This is a genomic window from Sulfuricurvum sp., assembly GCF_028681615.1.
Taxonomy (GTDB): domain Bacteria; phylum Campylobacterota; class Campylobacteria; order Campylobacterales; family Sulfurimonadaceae; genus Sulfuricurvum.
Genome location: NZ_JAQUHV010000001.1, coordinates 564744 through 583581 on the forward strand (window position 1 = coordinate 564744; position 18838 = coordinate 583581).

Genomic DNA, 18838 nt, shown 5'->3' on the forward strand with positions numbered 1-18838 from the left:
GTGGGAAAATAGCAAAAGTGGGAAAATAGCACTTGCTAAATAGTTACGCTAAAGTCACTTTACTTTTTGCCCTCTGTATAGCCCTATTTTGTGGGCTTTCCTAAAAAGTGGGAAAATAGCACTTGCTAAATGGTGGTATTGCTCCCACCCTCTATTAAATAGGGAGTGAAAAGAGCATTAATATCATGGGTGGGTCTAATCCATAGAATCAGCATCATTATCACCCCTAACACAAAAGGGAGAAGATTATAGATTGTCCGTCTATCCACTCCCAAAAATTCCGCCAACTTGCTTTTATTGATCTCGCCGGAGGGCTTCACAAACGCACCGCTGTTGATCGCATTACTAATCTGATGGATACGATCTTGTTTTTCTGCACTGAGCTGTTTGCCCCGCTTCTGTCCTAAATCACTTCTAAGGGCTGTTAAACCCGTTTTGGATAACTTCACCACCCATTCATCGGATTGAGCCAAAATATCGTTTGTGAGGCGTTCCAATGTCCTTGCTTTATGCTGTTCAGTTGCTTTCATCTTAGAGTTAATCACGATCAATGCCCCCATCATTGAAGCAAAAGACAAAAGCCCCTCATACTTCAAACGCTTGGCATAAGTAAAGGCTTTGCTTCGAAAGGTCTTTTTGTTTGAAGCCCATCGAATAATAGGCGGGTATGCTCTCCCATCGGTCGGGAACACTTTAAGCTCTGTAAGCGTGTAAAGCTCTCCAGTGCTTTCCCATCCGTTACCCTCTATAACAAGATGATCGTCAAACCTAACACCATTAATAACACTTTGGTAACTTCTTTGTAAATCCGCGATAAAATACCACTCATTCGATTTTGTCGGTCGATATTTCAACTCATAAGCCACTTGGATTTTTTGCCCATTATGAGAGGTTAGAGTCTTTTTAAATGAGGGAAGAGGTAACGCACTTCCCCATCGCTTCCACTCACCCGCCCCCATTGTAAAGCTAAAATATCTCATTTTGATTAAGCCGTTCAATGATACGGGCTTTGAGATTTTGGCGTGTGCTATTCATTTCCATCACCTCATCGAGAAAATCCATAACCACTGCTTCGGCTCTCTCTATTGCTTCAACTCTATCACCTGAGAGCGTATCTCTCGGAGCTTTGCCACCTTTGGGGGCTTCTATGTCTAAATGGTTATAGATTGCATCGGTTATGATTTTGAAGTAAGGGCAATTTTTACCGTAGGACTCCCCCCTCTGTTCTTCAGCATAATGGCAAAAGTCCTTTATCTTGTCGGACAAACTTCTTCGGGTGTCTTTACCGTCGCATCGCGCCTCTATCCATGCCTCATTTGCTTTATTACACTGAATAGCAACTTTTACACTAATCGCTTCCGCCGTTGCTTGTTTAAATGCTTCGATAAATGCCCACTTAAACACTTCCGCTTTTTTCCCCGTAATCGATAAACATGTGAACGCAAACGCATCCGCATCCAGTTCAAAATATGGGAATTTTTGACCGCGATAATCTCGTTTTAGTTCCGTAATTTTACGGAGCTTAATTAGTTCATCAAAACTATGGAATGATCTAATTTTTCTCAATAAATCATCATGCCGGATACCAAAATATTGAGAGATTTTTAAACTCGTTGCAAACGGTTCATCGTCATGGAATAGCATAGCCTTTGTGATCTTCTCAATAGTGAGGGTGTCGGTTAATACTTTCATTACGCCACCGCCATACGCGAAGCGATAAACGCATCTAAATCCGATTTAGCCCACACCGTCACACGGTCGCTTAACTTGATCGCTTTGATTTTCCCTTGCTTGGTAAATAACCATACTGTTGAGACACCTATCCCCATGTATTGAGCAGTTTGTTTTGCTCTGAATAATTCGTTCATTTTGTGACCTTTCCGTCGAAAAGCCCTCGAGGGTCGTTTGATAAAATCAAACTACGTCTATTAAAGATTTTAGACGTTGTAAATACGAGTTGAATTGTAATGTACGAGGTATACTTGTATACTTCTATAAAAGTGTAAAGGTGTAAAGATTATTTTCTTTTATAATAGTGTTTACTAACTGCTCTTGGTGTCATATTTATTTTTTCGGCAACATAATTGATAATTTGTGTTGCATTGAAATCTTGATGTTCTTTTTTTGCATTACTGATTTCGTAAATAACTTTAATATGACTATGTGTTTTTTTAAAAGTTGGTTTTTCTATACGCCCCATAAAGAGCAAGGTCTCAACAACGATTTTTTGTTCGGATGGTTCTGAATATCGATTAACAAAATCTTTTTCTTCTTTTGATAACGTTTTTAATGATTGATGGATAAATTCTTTTTCTTCTATTGTGATTTCTTTACATTTGTAAGGGTACGGTGCTCCATTATCATATGCATCTTCGATTTCTTTAAGTAATGTTCCTAATCCTTTCCCTAATGCACTTTCGTTAGCCATTTAATGATTCTCCTTTGATAGCTTTACCTCATCAAGATAATCCGCCCACCATTGCATAAGCCCTAAACGCTCTTGAGAGTATTGAGCATGATTGTATGCCCCTTTAACCTTGTTCCCCTCGACGTGTGCCAAACATCGTTCTATTACGTCGGTGTGGTAGCCGTGTACGGTTATATTCTCGTTTGTTATGGTGCTAAACATTGCTCTAAACCCGTGGGATACTATTTCATCCTTGGTGTATCCCAAACGTCTTAGTGCTTGGTTCATAGTATTTTCGCTGATAGGTTTAATAGAAGTATGGAGAGAGTGAAACAAATATTTACTTTTGTGTTGAGTGTGTGGGCGTAGTGCTTCTATTACTGCTTTTACTTGTTTCGTGATGGGTACGGTATGGGGCTTTTTCGTTTTCATCTTTTCAGCGGGGATAATCCACTCATTTTTTTCTAAATCAAATTCGTCCCATTCAGCGAAGCGGATATTATAGGGGCGTTGAGCGGTGAGGGTAGCTAACTGTAAAGCACTCTTAACGATTATTTCGCCGTGGTAGTCGTCTATTGCATTTAACAGTATTCCTATCTTTTTAGGGTCGGTGATTGTCGGCATATTCTTACGCTCTATCTTTCCAATAACAAAGCGTTTATCAATATCGGCGGTGATGTTGTGAGGGGTGATTTCACGGGTTACGGCGTAACGGTACACTTGAGAAATAATATTGAGGGTTCTTAATGCCGTGTCTGTTTTGTTCGCTAACTTCAATCTATCCAAACACTCTATTATCATCATGCGGGTTACATCATTAATCGGCTTTTGTCCTATGTAGGGGAAGATATGATTTTCAAGTCGTGCAAGTTTAAGAGAGTGATAGCGGGGGACAAGTTCGCCCGTGATACTGTCGATAAAATCCCGTGATACTTTTTCAAAGGTGTTTAACAATACGACGGTTTCGGCTTTGGCTTCTTCCTCTTGGATACGCTTTTGTTCTTTTTGCGCTTGTTTCTCTTTAATCGGGTCGATACCGTTGTTTACTTTCCCTTTGAGTTCGTCACGCTTCGCTCTTGCTTTTGAAAGTGATGTGGCGGGGTAAGCTCCTCCCGTTGTCTTTTTTGCTTTGCCCTCAACGGTGTAACGGATTTCCCAAACTTTACGCCCATCGGGCTTTATATTGAGCTGTAAGCCGTTTCCATCGGGTAGGGTGTACTCTTTTTCTTTGGGTTTTGCGTTCTTTATAGCCGTATCGGTGAGCGGTGTAACCTGTCTATTCGCCATAATGTACCCCTGATTAATGTACCTTTTTTAGGTATTGGTGAGGTACATTATAAGAAGGTACATTTAAAGGTACATTAAAAAGTCGTATGTTGTTGTATTAGATAAATGGGCATTAGAGGCTAAATAGCTACAAAAGTGCCTATTTAAGGGGTTTTTGTTTGTCTTTTTGGATTGTATTAGAGGGGATTGATTTGATGTAATGGCGGACAGCTAGAGATTCGAACTCTAGGTAGGTTGCCCTACACACGCGTTCCAGGCGTGCGCCATCGACCACTCGGCCAGCTGTCCATTTTAAGAAAGAGTGAAATTGTACCGAATTTAGCTTAAGGGTTGGCTATTAATATCCGTATTTACCCATTGGCGGTTTCTTGCGCGCTTGCTCTTTGCTCATACGGTTGCTTAGATGTTTAAGCCATGCCAAGAAAATGAACACAAGAATCGAGACGGCACATACTTCATATCCGATGGCCCAGATAACGGCGAACGAGGTTAAGTTAAACTGTAAGAAATATTCAAAACTGGCTTCGGCAACAAAGAGATACAAAAACGACAACCCTGCCAAATAAGGGATTATAATGATATAAAGGGTGAGAACAATCCCTTCGTAGCCCTCAGGAGAAAAAACAAAATCACGATAATCGAGAGACTTTTTAAAAAAATCCTCTTCGATATTACGACGTGTTTTAAGATTTTCTCTTTGATATGTCTTTGCGCTATCACGTGCACTATCTGAAATTAAAGACGACTGTGTCCATTTGTCATTTTTTTTATCCATAGTTCATACTTTAACTCGTAATAAATAATTATATCTTGTTTTGCAGTGTATGCCGTTTTATTATGAAAAGAAATAGGAAATAAAGCAAATATATAGCAAACCGAAACAATGCATATGCATGTTTCGGTCAAACTAACGAAGGAGAATCGAATCACCATTGTAGAAAAGAAGTGTTAATTTTGTGTAAAGATTTTCAATTTTTAGACAAAAAAAATATTTAATCTGCTTATTTTAGAGCGATAACCGTTTTTACGGGCGATGTAAATCATTGTATAATACTTTTACACTACAAAAAGGGTTCCCGTGCTCCCAAACCAACGTTTTTATCCTATCAGTGACGACTTTCGCTCCCCTTATGCCCGAGACCGCGACCGTATAATTCATTCCGGCAGTTTTCGCCGTCTCGAATATAAAACTCAGGTTTTCCTGAATTCCCAAGGTGATTTTTTCCGAACCCGTCTCACACACAGTATCGAAGTGAGCCAAATAGCCCGTTCAATCGCATCCCATTTGGGGTTGGAAGAGTCTCTGGCGGAGAGTATTGCCCTTTCACACGATTTGGGACATACACCCTTCGGGCATATCGGCGGCGATACTCTCGATGAATGTCTGCGCGAACGAGGGTTTATGAGCGGTTTTGAGCACAACTTCCAAAGTTTCCGCGTTGTTACCAAACTCGAACAACGGTATAAAGCTTTTTTGGGTCTGAATCTCACCTATGCCACACTCGAGGGGATTTTAAAACACTCCTATCCGTATAACAAAGCGTTTTTGCCGGACGAGATAAAAGAAGCATTCGCCCTCGACACCCACCCCAGTATCGAAGCGATGATCGTTGACCGTGCTGACGAGATCGCCTACATCAGTCACGACATCGATGACGGTGTCGCTTCGGGACTCATCACGTTTGAAACCCTGCAATCGAGCGAACTCATCCAGACAGTGTTGCAAAAAGTGTATGATGAAGGAATTCATGAAAACGAAGATGAAATGTTCCGTTATCGCTTCAGTTCCCATCTGATCAATCATCTGGTTTATTCACTTCTGGAATATTCTAAAGACAAAATCGATAACACGAGAGTGTTAGCTTCCGTTATACCGGCAAGTGAGCCGATTATTATAGGGTTCGAACCGGAGCTGGAAACGCAGATCAAAAAACTCAAAAAACTTCTGTATCAAGAGCTCTATCAACACAAACACATTATGCGAAAAATGTTTGCCGGAAAACAAGCCATTAAAGGATTGTTTAACGCCCTCATGGAAGAGCCGAAGATGCTTCCTCGTTATTATCTTGAACAATATGATCGTCGTAACCCTCACCGCGTAATAAGCGACTATATCGCCAGTATGTCGGATCGATATGCCATGGAACTCTATAACGAGTTATACGGAAGAGAAGGGTGAATTTGAATAAAATTGCCATTATTGGAGGCGGCGCGAGCGGATTGATGGCGGCACTCTTTGCCGCACGCGCCGGTGCGGATGTTACGGTTTACGAACACAATTCCGGTGTCGGAAAAAAAATATTGGCTTCCGGTAACGGACGGTGCAATATCATTAATACAACCGCCACGTACGAAGATTATGCGGGCAATGATCCCCATTTCGTCACCTATGCTCTCAAACAGCTGAGTTTCCACTATTTTGAAAAATTCTGCCACTCCATAGGGCTGATTCTCGACATAAAAGAAGACGGCAGATGCTATCCCCTCTCGAATGAAGCCAAATCGGTCTTGATCGCACTTAAGAGTGCCGTGAGTGAATCGGGTGCTAAAATTTTCACCGATTCCAACGTTACCGCTATCACAAAAGATGATACACATTTCACCGTTCAAACACAACAGGGCAAACAACGTTATAACAAAGTTTTAATTGCCACAGGAAGCGAAGCTGCACCCCAACTGGGAGCATCTGCCGATGGCTATAGCTTTGCAAAACAATTCGGTCATGAGATTCTACCAACCTACCCTTCTTTGGTACAGCTCCATCTAAACTCCAAAAACCACCATAAAATGGCAGGGGTTAAAACAACTGCCGAAGTAACGCTCATCATCGACGGTAAATCCAAGGAAAAAGTCCAAGGGGATATTTTGTTTGCGGCCTACGGGATTTCAGGGCTTGCCATCCTCGATATTAGCCAGAAAGCTTCCTATGCGCTATTGCACAAACAACGCGTTAGTATCGCCCTCAACCTGCTGCCGCGGTATGACAGAGCGAGCCTTGTGAATGTTATCGAAAAGCTGTTTTCTTCCGTCCCGAACCATGATGTCCACACCGCACTCTGCGGGCTTATCCCTGCCAAAATAGCGACCTATCTCCTCGAAGACGCCGCTATTGCACTTTCGACAACCGTATCCGCACTGGGTCCCAAAGAGATCAAAAAACTCTCCCACCTGATCGGAGAATGGAAATTCGACGTGACCGATACCCATGGGTTCAAACATGCCGAAGTGAGCGGCGGCGGTGTCAGCACTGCTCAGGTCAATAATAAAACGATGGAATCAAAACTGGTAGAGGGTCTTTATTTCACGGGTGAAGTACTCGATATCGTCGGAAAGCGCGGAGGTTATAATTTTAATTTTGCGTGGGCTAGCGGAATGATCGCGGGAAAAGAGATGGCGAAGTGATTAATTATTATTTATAAATCTTGTCCCAAAAATACACCTAGAGCCCAACCGCTGGCAGCAGTGCCAAAGCGGTTGGAAGCGTTCTGTTTTTGGGACGATTTTCTTTTGGTACTTTTCTTATGAAAAAGAAAAGTACGAGAGAGTGATTATTTTTTCGCGTAACGTTTACGGTCGGTCGGATCCAACCATTTTTTACGCATACGGACATTGAGAGGGGTTACTTCGAGGATTTCATCATCTTCGATCCACTCTAATGCACGCTCAAGGTTCATATCGCGTGGTGGAACCAATTTAATCGCTTCGTCAGCTCCTGAAGAACGGACGTTTGATTGCGCTTTCCCTTTGATCGGGTTAACGTCAAGGTCATTCGTACGGCTATGTTCACCGATGATCATCCCTTTGTACACTTTCGTTTGAGGAGCTACGAAAAGGACACCGCGATCTTGGAGGTTGAACAATGAGTACGCTAACGCAACACCGTCTTCCATAGAGATCAACGCTCCGTATTGGCGGCTCTCAACAGAACCGGTATAAGGGCGGAATTCCAAGAATGAGTGATTCATTACACCCTCACCTTTGGTATCGGTCAAGAATTGACCACGGAAACCGATCAAACCGCGTGCAGGAATTTCGAACTCTACGCGAGTAAAGCCCTCACCCATCGGTACCATCGCTGTCATTTCCGCTTTACGGCGGCCAAGACGCTCGATGATCGTACCTGCAAAGTCAGCAGGAAGGTCGACTACAAGGTGTTCGAACGGTTCGCATTTGACCCCTTCGATTTCACGCACGATAACTTCCGGACGGCCGATACCGAATTCGAAACCTTCACGACGCATGTTTTCAGCAAGAATCGTAATTTGAAGCTCACCACGTCCTGAAACTTGGAATTTACCTTCACCGATCGTTTCGTAACGCATCGCAACGTTTGTGTTCATTTCAGCATCAAGACGCTCACGGATTTTGTTTGACGTAACGTGTTTACCCTCTTGACCTGCAAGCGGAGAGTCATTTACCGAGAAGACAACGGTCAATGTAGGCTCTTCGATGTGCATAGGATCAAGTGGCATCGGGTTAGCCGGATCACAGATAGTATCACCGACGTCTACTGTTTCGATACCCGCAACCGCAACGATATCACCCGCTTCAGCTGTTTGAATCTCCATACGGTTAAGTCCTAGGAACCCGATCAATTTAGAAATTTTCCCTTTGACCATTTCGCCGTCTGCTTTTGCAAGGAGGATATTGTCCCCTTTTGAAATGCGTCCGTTGAAAATACGGGCGATACCGATTTTTCCAACGTAATTATCGTAGTCGAGGGTGAAAACTTGCAACTGAGTAGCATTTTCAGCATCACCGGTAGGCTCAGGTACTTTTTCAAGGATCGTATCAAATAGACATTTGAAATCGCCATCCGGCTCAGACATGTCCATTTTCGCGATACCGTCACGCGCTGCAGCATAAACGATCGGGAAATCGAGTTGATCTTCCGTCGCGTCCATTGCAACGAAAAGGTCGAATACTTCATCTACTACACGCTCAGGGTCAGCAGAAGGTTTGTCGATTTTGTTGATAACAACGATCGGTTTGATCCCCAAAGCAAGCATTTTTTTAACAACGAATTTGGTTTGAGGCATTACACCCTCGTATGCATCGACGAGAATCAACGCACCGTCAACCATTTTCAATACACGCTCAACTTCTCCACCGAAGTCGGCATGGCCCGGAGTGTCGATGATGTTGATTTTATGCTCACCGTAGCGAACTGCGGTATTTTTTGAGAGAATAGTAATCCCGCGCTCTTTTTCAAGGGCGTTAGAGTCCATAGCTCTCTCGTTGACTTGCTCGTGGCTGCCATACGTTCCGGATTGCTTAAGCAACCCGTCAACTAGAGTCGTTTTACCGTGGTCAACGTGCGCGATTACGGCGATGTTACGAATTTTTTGCATTGCTGTCCTTCATGAATAGGGCAAAGATTTTCGCGGATTATATCTCACATAAGGTTAAGAAAATGTTAAGGCACAATTATATTATTACTATTCGATTACATATCGAAGTGGAATATTTTTTGCTTTGTCTATATACATTAACCATTTGGATGCTGTGTGCATACAAGTAAGGATCACCGATGATCAACCAAAGCAAAGAAGCCGCTACAAAACCTTCGCTCATCGATTTATTGGGGGGAAATACAAAATCCTCAACAACAAAATCAAGCGATTTGTTTTCAAAGCTATTGGCAAACCTGAGTACATCACAACAGCCATCCGTTGATTTCAAAGCGATTATCGATCCTAAAAATACATCGGCTAAAACCGTTGTGAGCAACACTGCAAGCAATATTAAAAACTCACCGATCAAAGAACTTCAAACACTCTTACTCGGAAATGAAGAAAAAGATTCGGCTCTCTTTTCCAAAGAGCTCATCAACACACTTTCGAACGATCAAGTCCGTACACTGATACAACGAGCCAAAGAGTATCTCAAAAATGCAATCATTGCGAAGAGCCCCGAATATCAAAACGACACGAATTCGCTTCCGAAAACCTTGATGGGATTAGTCAAATTGGCCGATAAAATGGGCTTAGACCTTCAATCGATTTCTCTTTCCAACATTATCGACACTTCTGCCGAGCAAAATACATTTGCCCCTGACATGCTAACAAAACGCACTGACGGGCCAACAAAGCTCCCGGAAGTTCTAACGAAGCCTCTATTTGAAGCCAAGGCTCTCACGCAACTCACAACGATGCCAGCAGAATCCAGTTCGTTTGTGTCCATAACCCAACTTATCAATGACGCCAAAACCAAAGAGCAAAAAGCAAACACTGCTCCCGTAAGTGAACCTACCCCCATCGCTAAATTTGCTTCGATCACCGAACTTTCTCCTGCAACGGAGCTTTCACCGCAGTCTTCAACGACAGTTTCAACCAATGCATCTACTGAAAAGCTTGAAACACAGCCGCTAAAAGCACTATTACAACATTTAGACAAACGGGAAAAATCATCCGATACGACTCTGCCTATTAACGAAATCAAAGTTTCTGATGCAAAAATGTCTGAAGTAAAACTATCGGATACAAAGACTCCGGAAACAAAAATTTCAACGCAAACATCTTCCAAAACGGATACTCTTATCGCACTTCTTCAGGGAGAGAATGAATTCAAAGAATCAAAAATGGATCGAAGCAATGCCTCGAAATCTGAAGGAGAAGCGCCTAAAGTGATGACGGCACCTAAAGCCGATTCACTCGAAGTCAAATCCAAAGAGGCAAGTCAAAGCATGCGCTCTTTTGCCAGCGATCTTAAAGATGCGGTGCAAGAGTATAAACCGCCATTCACCCGTCTCACAATGAAACTCAATCCTGAAAAACTTGGTGAAGTGGAAGTGACCCTCGTTCAGCGCGGCAATAATGTCCATGTCAATATTCAGTCGAACAATACCAATAGCGTTGCTTTCTTGGCACACAATGCCATGGAGCTAAAAACACAATTGGCAAACCAGGGAATTACCAATACGACAATGAACTTTATGTCCTCAGGTGACGGGCAGGCTCAGAATCAGCAACAGCAGCAAAATCAGCAACAGCAGCAAAATCGATTTCGCGCCTATAAGTCACTCAAAGATATGGAGCTTAACGGTGAGCAGCTAAGTGCTCTTGAAATTATTATTCCGCATTACGCGTAAACCCAAACAAGGAGATTATTATGGCTATCGATGCATATGGCAACACACTGACATCCAGCAGCAGCACAACTACAACCTCATCTAGCACAGTCAATCCTAACGGCGTGTTAGGAAAAGACGATTTTTTAAAGCTTCTCATGCTGGAACTTAAATACCAAGACCCAACCTCTCCGATGGACTCGGAAAAGATTTTGACCCAGACGTCTCAGCTTGCCACGTTAGAATCCAGTGAGAACACAACAAAAGCGCTAACCACACTCGCTTCGGCGCTCACCGCATCCGCACAATTCACCGGTATTTCTGCTATTGGCAAAGTTGCGGACACAGGAAGTAATGCGATTCAACTAACAGATGGTTCAAATACAGAATTTCAAATGTATTTTCCTAGCGATGCAACTACTGGAAATGTACATATTTTGGATGTTAACGGCAAGATTCTAAAAACAATGGCGATCGGAGCTACCAATGCTGGTGTTGCTCAGTACAGTTGGGATGGTACAAATGACAGCGGTACAAAATTAGATGCAGGAATTTATTATGCGGATGCTTCCTATACTAAAGCTGACGGAACCTCAGCAACTACACGTGTGGGACTCTATCCGATTGATTCCATTAAATTTGATAGTGGTAAAACGTATGCGAAACTCGGATCAAGCTATGTGGACTTTAGTACGATCAAAGAGATAACCAATAACTAATTTCTATCAGGGTTCATAAGGAAAATAAATGACACAAGGATACTATGCGGCAATATCGGGCATGCAGACCAATCAATACGGGTTAGATGTTATTTCCGATAATTTAACAAATGTGTCGACAACTGCATACAAAAGTTCGACAGCCGAATTTGCCGATCTTTTCAGTAAAGCCGTCTCAGGCAATACCCCGACATACAACGATATCGGCTACGGGGTGAAATTGCAGGCGACAAGCTTTAACCTTACACAGGGATCAATGATGTCATCGGATCGATTCAACGATCTAGCGCTTGAGGGGAACGGATGGTTTGGTGTCACATCTAAAGGTCAAACAATGTTTACCCGTGATGGCAGTTTTTCTTTTGATACCTATCAAAAAACAAGCGGCGACGTCAATTCATCAATCAACCGTTTAGTAACGGCGGATGGGCAGTTCGTTCTGGGCACAATGCTCAGCAACTTTACCTACAGTCCTACATATGATTACGGTGATCTCACAACCACCGGCTCTACCGGGGCATATGTACTCAACAATCCTACCACGGACGCACCTCTTTCCGCCGCAGGGAGCCAAGGGACCCTTGAGTTCCCCTCACGTCTTGCGTATCCGGTGCAACCAACGACTAAAACAACGTTTGTTGGCAATTTGGGCATTACCGATGCAACGCGCACCATCAGCGCTCAGGTCATCAGCGGTAACAATGATATCAATCAACTCAAACTGACCTTTACAAAAAGTGCCGTTCAACCGGCCACTGGAGTTGCTTGGGATGTAGTTGCAACCGTAACGTCTACCGATGGCAAAACGGTATACGATACCCAAAATGGTCAAGCTGTTTTCGGCGCGTCAGGTTCTCTTGATAGTTTCAATATTGCTTCAGTTAACAATAACGGAACACCGGTTGCCGTAGATTTGGGAGCAGAATTCAGCGGTGTTATCGCTGTTGATGGTGTTGGAATCAGCGGATCGTCAACCTCTGACGGTATATCCGCCGGGTCACTGACAAAATACGGAATCAACGCCGATGGAGTCATCATAGCCGATTTTTCCAATGGACGTCAAAGCGCTATCGGCCGTGTCGCGGTATACCATTTTCAAAATGATCAAGGCTTAAATCGAGAAGGCGGAACCTATTATACGCAAACTTCTGATAGCGGGAAACCTCTTTTTTGGACCGATACTAACGGTAATGCCATTACTGGAGCAACCGTCAGAAGTAACTCTTTAGAGAGTTCTAATTCCGATATGTCCGTAGGACTGACGGATATGATCGTATCCCAGCGTGCCTATCAGGCTAACTCTAAAATTGTTACTACCGTGGATGAGATGATTCAAAAAGCATTGCAAATGCATCGATAATTTTTGGACCATATTTTGCTTATAGTTTTTACTTTATAGTGATAAAAAGGACATATTATGATGAAGGCTCTCGACTCCGGCGTTACCGGATTACAATCGCACCAGATTGCTATGGATGTCGAATCCAACAATATTGCCAACGTTAACACGGTCGGATTTAAATATTCACGTGCCAATTTCTCGGATCTATTAGCACAGACCAATCAAATCGCTACAGCCCCGCAAGGTTCATTGGGCGGAAAAAATGCGGTTCAAATCGGGTTAGGGACAACCATTAACTCTGTCACCAAGATCATGTCGCAGGGTTCTATCCAAAATACTGACAAAAATACCGACGTCGCAATCCAAGGAGATGGATTTTTCATTGTCTCTCCAGATGGGGGAAATACGTATAAGTACACCCGTTCAGGTGACTTTAAATTTGACGCCGCTGGAAACTTCGTCGACAATAACGGATTTATCGTTCAAGGATGGGTACGAGACCCGAAAACGGGTCTCGTCGATGCCACAGCACCGATCAGCAATATTCAAATCCCGCCAGGGCTTACCACACCGGCTCAAGCCAGCTCACAAGTGGTCGTCAAAGCCAATCTGAGCGCCAGCACCCTGATTACCCAATATTCTCCAACCTATGAGACGAGTCCTGTTACCATTCCTGTTGTACCTGCAACAACACCTCCTACTTTTACAGCAATTGCCGGAGATCCTGTCAATACAAACGGTGCACCGGCAAGTCCAGAGGATATGGGAATTATGTTCGATGCCAGCGGCCGCGCATTCTCTCTTGCTTCTGCTGCCACCACAGGAACTGGACCAGGGACAGGAGGAGATGGTATTTTTATAAGTACTGACGGCGGTAACACATATGCCGAATTTCGCTATACTAGTAACAGTGCCGATGTCGGGAGCACAGGCGCACCAGGGGTAGCAACCTCGCCACTAAAAAGTGATGGAACCGCTTCTACTAATGCGAATGTTTATTATTTCAATACGACCAAAGATTTCCAGCTTGCCGTTGCCGACTGGGTTACAACCAATGCCCTCAATGAACATGGTACACCAGCCGTTACTGGAACATCACCTGGCGCAACCGTCAACTTTAACCCTCAGGGAAAGCTGCAAATTTCGAATCAAGCAGGAGCTAATGATCTAAGTATCCAGGTTGCAGGCATCGCAGATACCAATACCGTTAAAAATGATGTTTTCACCTCCGAATTTCTCACCCTATCGGGAAATATTACCGCTGGTTCAAGCTCCGCTAAACAATCACAGTCCGTCAATGCAGCAACCCACTCTGCGAGCATTGACGTCTATGACTCATTGGGGAGTAAACACACTCTAAAAATCGATTTTCGTAAAGAATCGAGCAATCCGGTAACAGGGACAAGCTGGAGCTATACCGTCACGGTTCCTAAACCTGCCAATATAGGGGGACAGGCTCCTTATGAAAACATTCTCAACCCTGCCGGCCTTATTTCCTTCAATTCGACAGGAGGATTGGCAGGATACAACATCCCTGCAATCGACTTTACCGGTAACAATGGCTCCAAGCCGAATCAATCGATCAACCTCAATTTCGGATCAATCAACGGATTTGACGGGATTACCAGTTTTGACAACCCATCTGGCACTAGCGGTATCTCTCAAGATGGCTTCCCAGGGGGAGATTTACAAGGAGTCCGGATCGATCAAAGTGGTACCCTTGTAGGGTCATTCTCTAACGGCCGATCTTTTGGTTTGGCCCAAATAGGAATGGCAAAATTTGCCAACAATGAAGGTCTTACCAGCGATGGAGGCAATGTCTATCTCCAATCCGCCAACTCCGGCGACCCAATCATCGGAACAGCCGCAACTGCAGGACGTGGGTTTATGCAAGCTTCCGCACTCGAAGCATCGAATGTGGATTTGTCAAAGTCGCTTACAAACCTCATCGTTATCCAGCGCGGATATCAGGCAAATGCCAAAACAATTACTACTGCAGATACTCTTCTCGAAACTCTTCTCGGCATCAAACGTTAATTTTTTCTGAACGCTGAAGGGATACAATTCCTTCGGCTTCGCTTCTTGCCTCGTTGAGGCAGCTGATTTTTTGAAGTAATAGAAAGCGATTTGTAAGAAGGATAAGCCCGACAGTCTAAAAACTGTCGAGGCTTTGAAACTTAAGGAGTGAGTGATGAAAACACCCTTGACTTGCTGCTGTCAATTGGGATAACTGAATTATGAAACAAATTAGTAAACAAACAGTAATCTAGTGCACTTTAATTTGTAACAAGCTAAAATATCACGATGAGATGGCGAACCCTAAAGAAAAAAAAACAGCACCAACCACAAGCCCCTAAATCCCAAAAAGTATTATATGCTCCCTTCTGGCCTCGTGCACTGGGATTTGTGACCGATATATTTATGATCGGTCTCCCGATTACCCTTTTGGCGATGCTGCTGTTCGGATACGATCAAATGCATACCGCCAGCGGGCTGGATGTCATCGTTAATGATCCGAAAGCACATACGAATCCGCCGAATCCTATCGCTTCGATTATGCAGATCTCTTTATTTCTTATCACGTATGTTTGGTTATGGCATAAAAGCGGTCAAACACCGGGGAAAAAACTGGCACATATCCGCGTCGTCGATGCAAAGACTCTTGAAAATGCCCCATATTGGAAACTAACACTCCGTTTTATCGGTTATTTTATCTCTCTTATTACCCTCGTCGGTTTTTTTATCGGACTGTTCCGAAAAGACAAACGCGCACTCCATGATCTCCTCAGCGGCACGGCCGTTATTCGCGTCTTCTAACCGTGTCCGCTTTAATCGCCTCATTCTATTTTTTCTACTTCGCCCTAATCGGTGTGCATGTTATCTTCGTCCCTAAGATCCTTGCCATGGTCGGATACGATCCGCTTCATATCGGGATAATACTGGCTTCTGCTCCGCTGGTTCGTTTTGCAATGCCGTTTCTTTTTTTACGGGGATTTCGACTGAACCAACACACTTTTTATACGGCACTGGCTCTGATGCTTGTAGGCGCAACGGGATTTTACCCCGCACTCAGCCATTTTTATCCTCTGCTAGGTGTTAACATCTTGTTCGGAATCGGAATTTCACTGGTCCTTCCCTATGTCGAAGTAATCGCCCTCGAGCATATCGGAAAAGAGCGTTACGGACGTATCCGCCTCTTTGGTTCACTCGGCTTTATTGCGGTCGCATTAGTGTTGGTTAAATTCCTGACAGCACCCTATATCGGGATCGATTTTTTAATTGCAATGGCAAGTCTCACCCTTTCCTTCGGTGCCTTGATCGGAATAAAACAAGTACATACCCCTACCGGCGAATGTGCCTCCAAAGAAGAGGGATGCACTTTCTCCATTTTCGGGCACATCCCTTTGTGGATCGGATTTTTCCTTATGCAGGTGAGCTTTGGGCCGTTTTACAACTTCTTTACGATCTATGCGACCGACCACGGTGTCTCTTTGGACACGACCGTTTGGCTATGGAGTTTCGGGGTTATTGCTGAAATCGCAATGTTTTATTTTCAAGGACCGCTTCTTCGCGGCAATTTGGGACGGCTTCTCCAGCTAACGGCGTTTGTCACCGCACTGCGTTGGCTGATCGTCGCCCTCTTCCCCGAATCCACACCTCTCTTGTTTGCGGCCCAAAGTCTTCATGCGTTTAGCTTCGCTCTGTTTCACTCATCGGCAATCGGAATGCTCTTTCATCTCTATAAAGCACGCCGTCTCGCCCAGCAGTTTTTCTTTGGGATCTCATACGGTTTAGGCGGATTTATCGGGGCTGTTGGGGCAGGTATACTGTATCAATATACACCTGCATTATTATTTGTGGGAGGATCGATTGCAGCACTGGGCGCCGCAATCGCTTTTAAAATCAGCAATCGCTAATCAACTCTCTTTTTGTTTTAGATGCAAATCCATTTGTGGGAACGGAATCGATATACCGTGTTTATCAAATTCCAATTTCACCGCTTCGGTCATTTCAAACATTCCATCCCAGTAATTTTCTACCGAAACCCAAGGACGTGCCAAAATCTGAACCGAATTTTGGGCTAATGCCCCCACTGCAACAACTGGAGCTGGCTCAGCCAATACTTTTGGATTTGAGAGAAGAACACCCATAATGACCTCTTTGGCCAATTTTAAGTCGTCCTTGTAATCAATGTCAAATACCATATCGATACGACGTGTTTCATTACCCGTATAGTTGATAATATTCCCGGCAATCAACGCCCCGTTGGGGATAATGATGGATCGGTTATCCACCGTCGTAAGCGTTGTCGAAAAGAGATTGATCGATTTGACCGTTCCCATAACACTTGATACTTCAATGAAATCCCCTACTTTAAACGGACGGAAAAAGATAATCAATACTGCCGCACCGACATTCGCAAGGGTATCTTTGAGCGCCAATCCGATCGCCAACCCCGCGGCTCCGAATATTGCTACAAACGACGTCGTCTCTACTCCCAGATTGCTGATCGCCGCTATAAGGATCACAACGATTGCTGCGACATATATTGCGTTGTATGCAAATGAAATCAATGTCGGATCGACATTGGCACGTTCCATCCCTTTGCGCATCAGCATAACCAGTTTACGGATAATCCACTTTCCGATAAAGAAAATAAGAAGGGAGCCCAGAATTTTGAGCCCGTATTCGGTGGCATAATTCATTGCCAGATCGGTATAGTGGGTTACTTTGCTTTCCACATGTTCGATTTTTTGTAACATAGGTTCCCTTTTTAACGATACTCAACAATCTGTTTCAGTTCGAGCCGTTTTTGTTCACTTTGCGGATTTACCCGGTATCCGAACGCGCAGATAACGGCTACGCTATGGCCGTATTCGAGGTCCAAAATCGCTTCGACTTCTTCCTTATCGAAGCCCTCGATCGGACAGCTATCGATTTTCAGTGTCGCGGCATAGGTCATCATGTTTGCCAAAGCGATATAACACTGTTTCGCCGTCCAGTTTTCGAGCAGCACTTCATCGCATTCGATCGGCTCTAAATAATTTTTATAGACGCCCATATAGGTGTCGACGGCTTCAGCACTTAGTCCCCGACGCTCAAACATTTTACGGACATAGGAGGTTCCGCTACGCACTGTGTCGTTATCAGTGGTGAGTATCACCAGTTCCGAACAATCCGTAATCTGGTTTTGATTCCAACAAGCACTTTTAAGCGCTTTGCGCAGATTTGGCTTTCGAACCACGATCAATCGCCACGGCTCCATTCCGAACGAAGAGGGGGAAGTACGAGCGACTTCCAATATAGACTCAAAGTGCTCGGAAGGGATCTGTTTTTCGGTATCAAACTGTTTACACGCATGTCGGAATGCCATTGCCTCTAAAAACTCGGACATAATTCACCTCGCTGTCGTTCTAATATTTGTGTTATTCTAACGTAGTGTTCTTTATGCGGAGTAACAAGTGTCTCTAAAAAAGGGGAATATTTGAGATATGTCTTCCAAGCGGTTTCAGATGGCTTCGGACGTCCTCGTTTCATAAGCTCAAAACTGACCGCCGCATTGATAAATCCCTTCCAAAGCCGGACTTCGTCATTGTCCTCAAAACGGCGTACGTACCATATATACTCTAAGTCCTCATGTGCGTCATAATACCGCCCTTCTTGAATAGAGCGGATAAATGCCTCACACGCCTGCGTTATACCCGTAAATTCTTGCGCCAATAGCCCCGTCCTCCACGCAAACTGATACACACATGATCCGGAAATTTGGCTCTAAACTCTCCTAAGCGTTCTTTGGAGGCTTTCCCTGTATCGCAGTAAAATACAAATACGCTCCCCGCAGGTTCCGAGCGCAAGAGAGGGGGACTGTACGTTACCGTATCCGTCCCGCTGATCGGGTTTAAAATTGTATCGATCAAAAGAACTTTCACCCCGTTTGCTTCGAGCTCTTTTTTATTACGTAAAAATTCTTCCTGCGTCCATTCATCAACATTCAGATCGACCATCGGCTTATC

At 44.0% G+C, this 18838-nt stretch carries 19 protein-coding genes and 1 tRNA gene; 8 read left to right on the forward strand and 12 right to left on the reverse strand.

The features are described 5' to 3' along the window. Positions 1-125: 125 nt before the first annotated feature. The 7 genes from PHE37_RS02970 to PHE37_RS03000 form a co-directional block, all read right to left on the reverse strand. A complete protein-coding gene (locus tag PHE37_RS02970) occupies positions 126-980 on the reverse strand; it encodes a hypothetical protein (RefSeq protein WP_299993802.1) in 855 nt (284 codons plus the stop codon). Beyond that, positions 967-1692 (reverse strand): Rha family transcriptional regulator, encoded by a 726-nt coding sequence (locus PHE37_RS02975; RefSeq protein ID WP_299993803.1) that lies wholly within the window; start codon positions 1690-1692, stop codon positions 967-969. Before PHE37_RS02975 ends, PHE37_RS02970 begins: the two co-directional genes overlap by 14 nt. Further along, positions 1692-1868 (reverse strand): helix-turn-helix domain-containing protein, encoded by a 177-nt coding sequence (locus PHE37_RS02980; RefSeq protein ID WP_299993804.1) that lies wholly within the window; start codon positions 1866-1868, stop codon positions 1692-1694. Before PHE37_RS02980 ends, PHE37_RS02975 begins: the two co-directional genes overlap by 1 nt. Positions 1869-2017: 149 nt before the next feature. Further along, positions 2018-2428, reverse strand: coding sequence for a hypothetical protein (locus PHE37_RS02985; RefSeq protein WP_299993805.1), 411 nt, complete (start codon positions 2426-2428; stop codon positions 2018-2020). Then, on the reverse strand, positions 2429-3694 hold the full coding sequence (locus PHE37_RS02990) for an integrase arm-type DNA-binding domain-containing protein (RefSeq protein ID WP_299993806.1): 1266 nt from the start codon (positions 3692-3694) through the stop codon (positions 2429-2431). It lies immediately after the preceding gene. Positions 3695-3894: 200 nt separating this feature from the next. Continuing rightward, positions 3895-3982, reverse strand: a tRNA-Ser gene (locus PHE37_RS02995). A 49-nt stretch (positions 3983-4031) separates the two neighbouring features. Further along, positions 4032-4469 carry a hypothetical protein gene (locus tag PHE37_RS03000; protein ID WP_299993807.1) on the reverse strand — a complete coding sequence of 146 codons (438 nt, stop codon included), beginning with the start codon at positions 4467-4469 and terminating at the stop codon, positions 4032-4034. 303 nt (positions 4470-4772) lie between these two features. Here PHE37_RS03000 and PHE37_RS03005 point away from each other — a divergent pair, with 303 nt between their 5' ends. Together PHE37_RS03005 and PHE37_RS03010 are read left to right on the forward strand one after the other, a co-directional pair. Continuing rightward, entirely contained in the window at positions 4773-5873 is a 1101-nt protein-coding gene (locus PHE37_RS03005) for a deoxyguanosinetriphosphate triphosphohydrolase (RefSeq protein WP_299993808.1), read from the forward strand. Further along, positions 5870-7096, forward strand: a complete 1227-nt coding sequence (locus PHE37_RS03010; protein ID WP_299993809.1) for an NAD(P)/FAD-dependent oxidoreductase — start codon at positions 5870-5872, stop codon at positions 7094-7096. The genes PHE37_RS03005 and PHE37_RS03010 overlap by 4 nt, the downstream gene beginning before the upstream one ends. 146 nt (positions 7097-7242) lie before the next feature. Here the strand turns inward: PHE37_RS03010 and typA are convergent, their stop codons facing one another. Then, complete coding sequence (gene typA / locus PHE37_RS03015) at positions 7243-9045, reverse strand: translational GTPase TypA (protein ID WP_299993810.1); 1803 nt, start codon at positions 9043-9045, stop codon at positions 7243-7245. Between the two features lie 179 nt (positions 9046-9224). Here typA and PHE37_RS03020 point away from each other — a divergent pair, with 179 nt between their 5' ends. The 6 genes from PHE37_RS03020 (at position 9225) to PHE37_RS03045 (ending at position 16741) form a co-directional block, all read left to right on the forward strand. Continuing rightward, entirely contained in the window at positions 9225-10784 is a 1560-nt protein-coding gene (locus tag PHE37_RS03020) for a flagellar hook-length control protein FliK (RefSeq protein ID WP_299993811.1), read from the forward strand. 20 nt (positions 10785-10804) lie between these two features. Further along, on the forward strand, positions 10805-11482 hold the full coding sequence (locus PHE37_RS03025) for a FlgD immunoglobulin-like domain containing protein (RefSeq protein ID WP_299993812.1): 678 nt from the start codon (positions 10805-10807) through the stop codon (positions 11480-11482). A 28-nt stretch (positions 11483-11510) separates the two neighbouring features. Further along, positions 11511-12842, forward strand: a complete 1332-nt coding sequence (locus PHE37_RS03030; protein ID WP_299993814.1) for a flagellar hook-basal body complex protein — start codon at positions 11511-11513, stop codon at positions 12840-12842. 57 nt (positions 12843-12899) lie between these two features. Further along, positions 12900-14861 (forward strand): flagellar hook-basal body complex protein, encoded by a 1962-nt coding sequence (locus PHE37_RS03035; RefSeq protein WP_299993815.1) that lies wholly within the window; start codon positions 12900-12902, stop codon positions 14859-14861. A 369-nt stretch (positions 14862-15230) separates the two neighbouring features. Continuing rightward, entirely contained in the window at positions 15231-15641 is a 411-nt protein-coding gene (locus PHE37_RS03040; RefSeq protein ID WP_300008180.1) for an RDD family protein, read from the forward strand. Positions 15642-15694: 53 nt separating this feature from the next. Next, complete coding sequence (locus tag PHE37_RS03045; RefSeq protein ID WP_366881102.1) at positions 15695-16741, forward strand: MFS transporter; 1047 nt, start codon at positions 15695-15697, stop codon at positions 16739-16741. Here PHE37_RS03045 and PHE37_RS03050 read toward each other — a convergent pair whose 3' ends face one another. From PHE37_RS03050 to PHE37_RS03065, 4 genes are read right to left on the reverse strand one after another with little or no spacing between them, the layout of a single operon-like run. Next, positions 16742-17587 (reverse strand): mechanosensitive ion channel domain-containing protein, encoded by an 846-nt coding sequence (locus PHE37_RS03050; protein WP_299993819.1) that lies wholly within the window; start codon positions 17585-17587, stop codon positions 16742-16744. It lies immediately after the preceding gene. An 11-nt stretch (positions 17588-17598) separates the two neighbouring features. Next, on the reverse strand, positions 17599-18219 hold the full coding sequence (locus PHE37_RS03055; RefSeq protein ID WP_299993820.1) for an NAD(P)H-dependent oxidoreductase: 621 nt from the start codon (positions 18217-18219) through the stop codon (positions 17599-17601). After that, a complete protein-coding gene (locus PHE37_RS03060) occupies positions 18204-18545 on the reverse strand; it encodes a DUF309 domain-containing protein (protein ID WP_299993821.1) in 342 nt (113 codons plus the stop codon). Before PHE37_RS03060 ends, PHE37_RS03055 begins: the two co-directional genes overlap by 16 nt. Further along, entirely contained in the window at positions 18521-18829 is a 309-nt protein-coding gene (locus tag PHE37_RS03065) for a hypothetical protein (RefSeq protein WP_299993822.1), read from the reverse strand. The genes PHE37_RS03060 and PHE37_RS03065 overlap by 25 nt, the downstream gene beginning before the upstream one ends. Positions 18830-18838: the final 9 nt, after the last annotated feature.

What these genes read in the sequence shown, in the direction of transcription:
- PHE37_RS02990 (WP_299993806.1), bottom strand. Translation starts at nt 3,694, where the DNA reads ATGGCGAATAGACAGGTTACACCGCTCACCGATACGGCTATAAAGAAC.
- PHE37_RS02985 (WP_299993805.1), bottom strand. Translation starts at nt 2,428, where the DNA reads ATGGCTAACGAAAGTGCATTAGGGAAAGGATTAGGAACATTACTTAAA.
- PHE37_RS03000 (WP_299993807.1), bottom strand. Translation starts at nt 4,469, where the DNA reads ATGGATAAAAAAAATGACAAATGGACACAGTCGTCTTTAATTTCAGAT.
- PHE37_RS02975 (WP_299993803.1), bottom strand. Translation starts at nt 1,692, where the DNA reads ATGAAAGTATTAACCGACACCCTCACTATTGAGAAGATCACAAAGGCT.
- PHE37_RS03065 (WP_299993822.1), bottom strand. Translation starts at nt 18,829, where the DNA reads ATGGTCGATCTGAATGTTGATGAATGGACGCAGGAAGAATTTTTACGT.
- PHE37_RS03055 (WP_299993820.1), bottom strand. Translation starts at nt 18,219, where the DNA reads ATGTCCGAGTTTTTAGAGGCAATGGCATTCCGACATGCGTGTAAACAG.
- PHE37_RS03035 (WP_299993815.1), top strand. Translation starts at nt 12,900, where the DNA reads ATGATGAAGGCTCTCGACTCCGGCGTTACCGGATTACAATCGCACCAG.
- PHE37_RS02980 (WP_299993804.1), bottom strand. Translation starts at nt 1,868, where the DNA reads ATGAACGAATTATTCAGAGCAAAACAAACTGCTCAATACATGGGGATA.
- typA (WP_299993810.1), bottom strand. Translation starts at nt 9,045, where the DNA reads ATGCAAAAAATTCGTAACATCGCCGTAATCGCGCACGTTGACCACGGT.
- PHE37_RS02970 (WP_299993802.1), bottom strand. Translation starts at nt 980, where the DNA reads ATGAGATATTTTAGCTTTACAATGGGGGCGGGTGAGTGGAAGCGATGG.
- PHE37_RS03030 (WP_299993814.1), top strand. Translation starts at nt 11,511, where the DNA reads ATGACACAAGGATACTATGCGGCAATATCGGGCATGCAGACCAATCAA.
- PHE37_RS03025 (WP_299993812.1), top strand. Translation starts at nt 10,805, where the DNA reads ATGGCTATCGATGCATATGGCAACACACTGACATCCAGCAGCAGCACA.
- PHE37_RS03050 (WP_299993819.1), bottom strand. Translation starts at nt 17,587, where the DNA reads ATGTTACAAAAAATCGAACATGTGGAAAGCAAAGTAACCCACTATACC.
- PHE37_RS03020 (WP_299993811.1), top strand. Translation starts at nt 9,225, where the DNA reads ATGATCAACCAAAGCAAAGAAGCCGCTACAAAACCTTCGCTCATCGAT.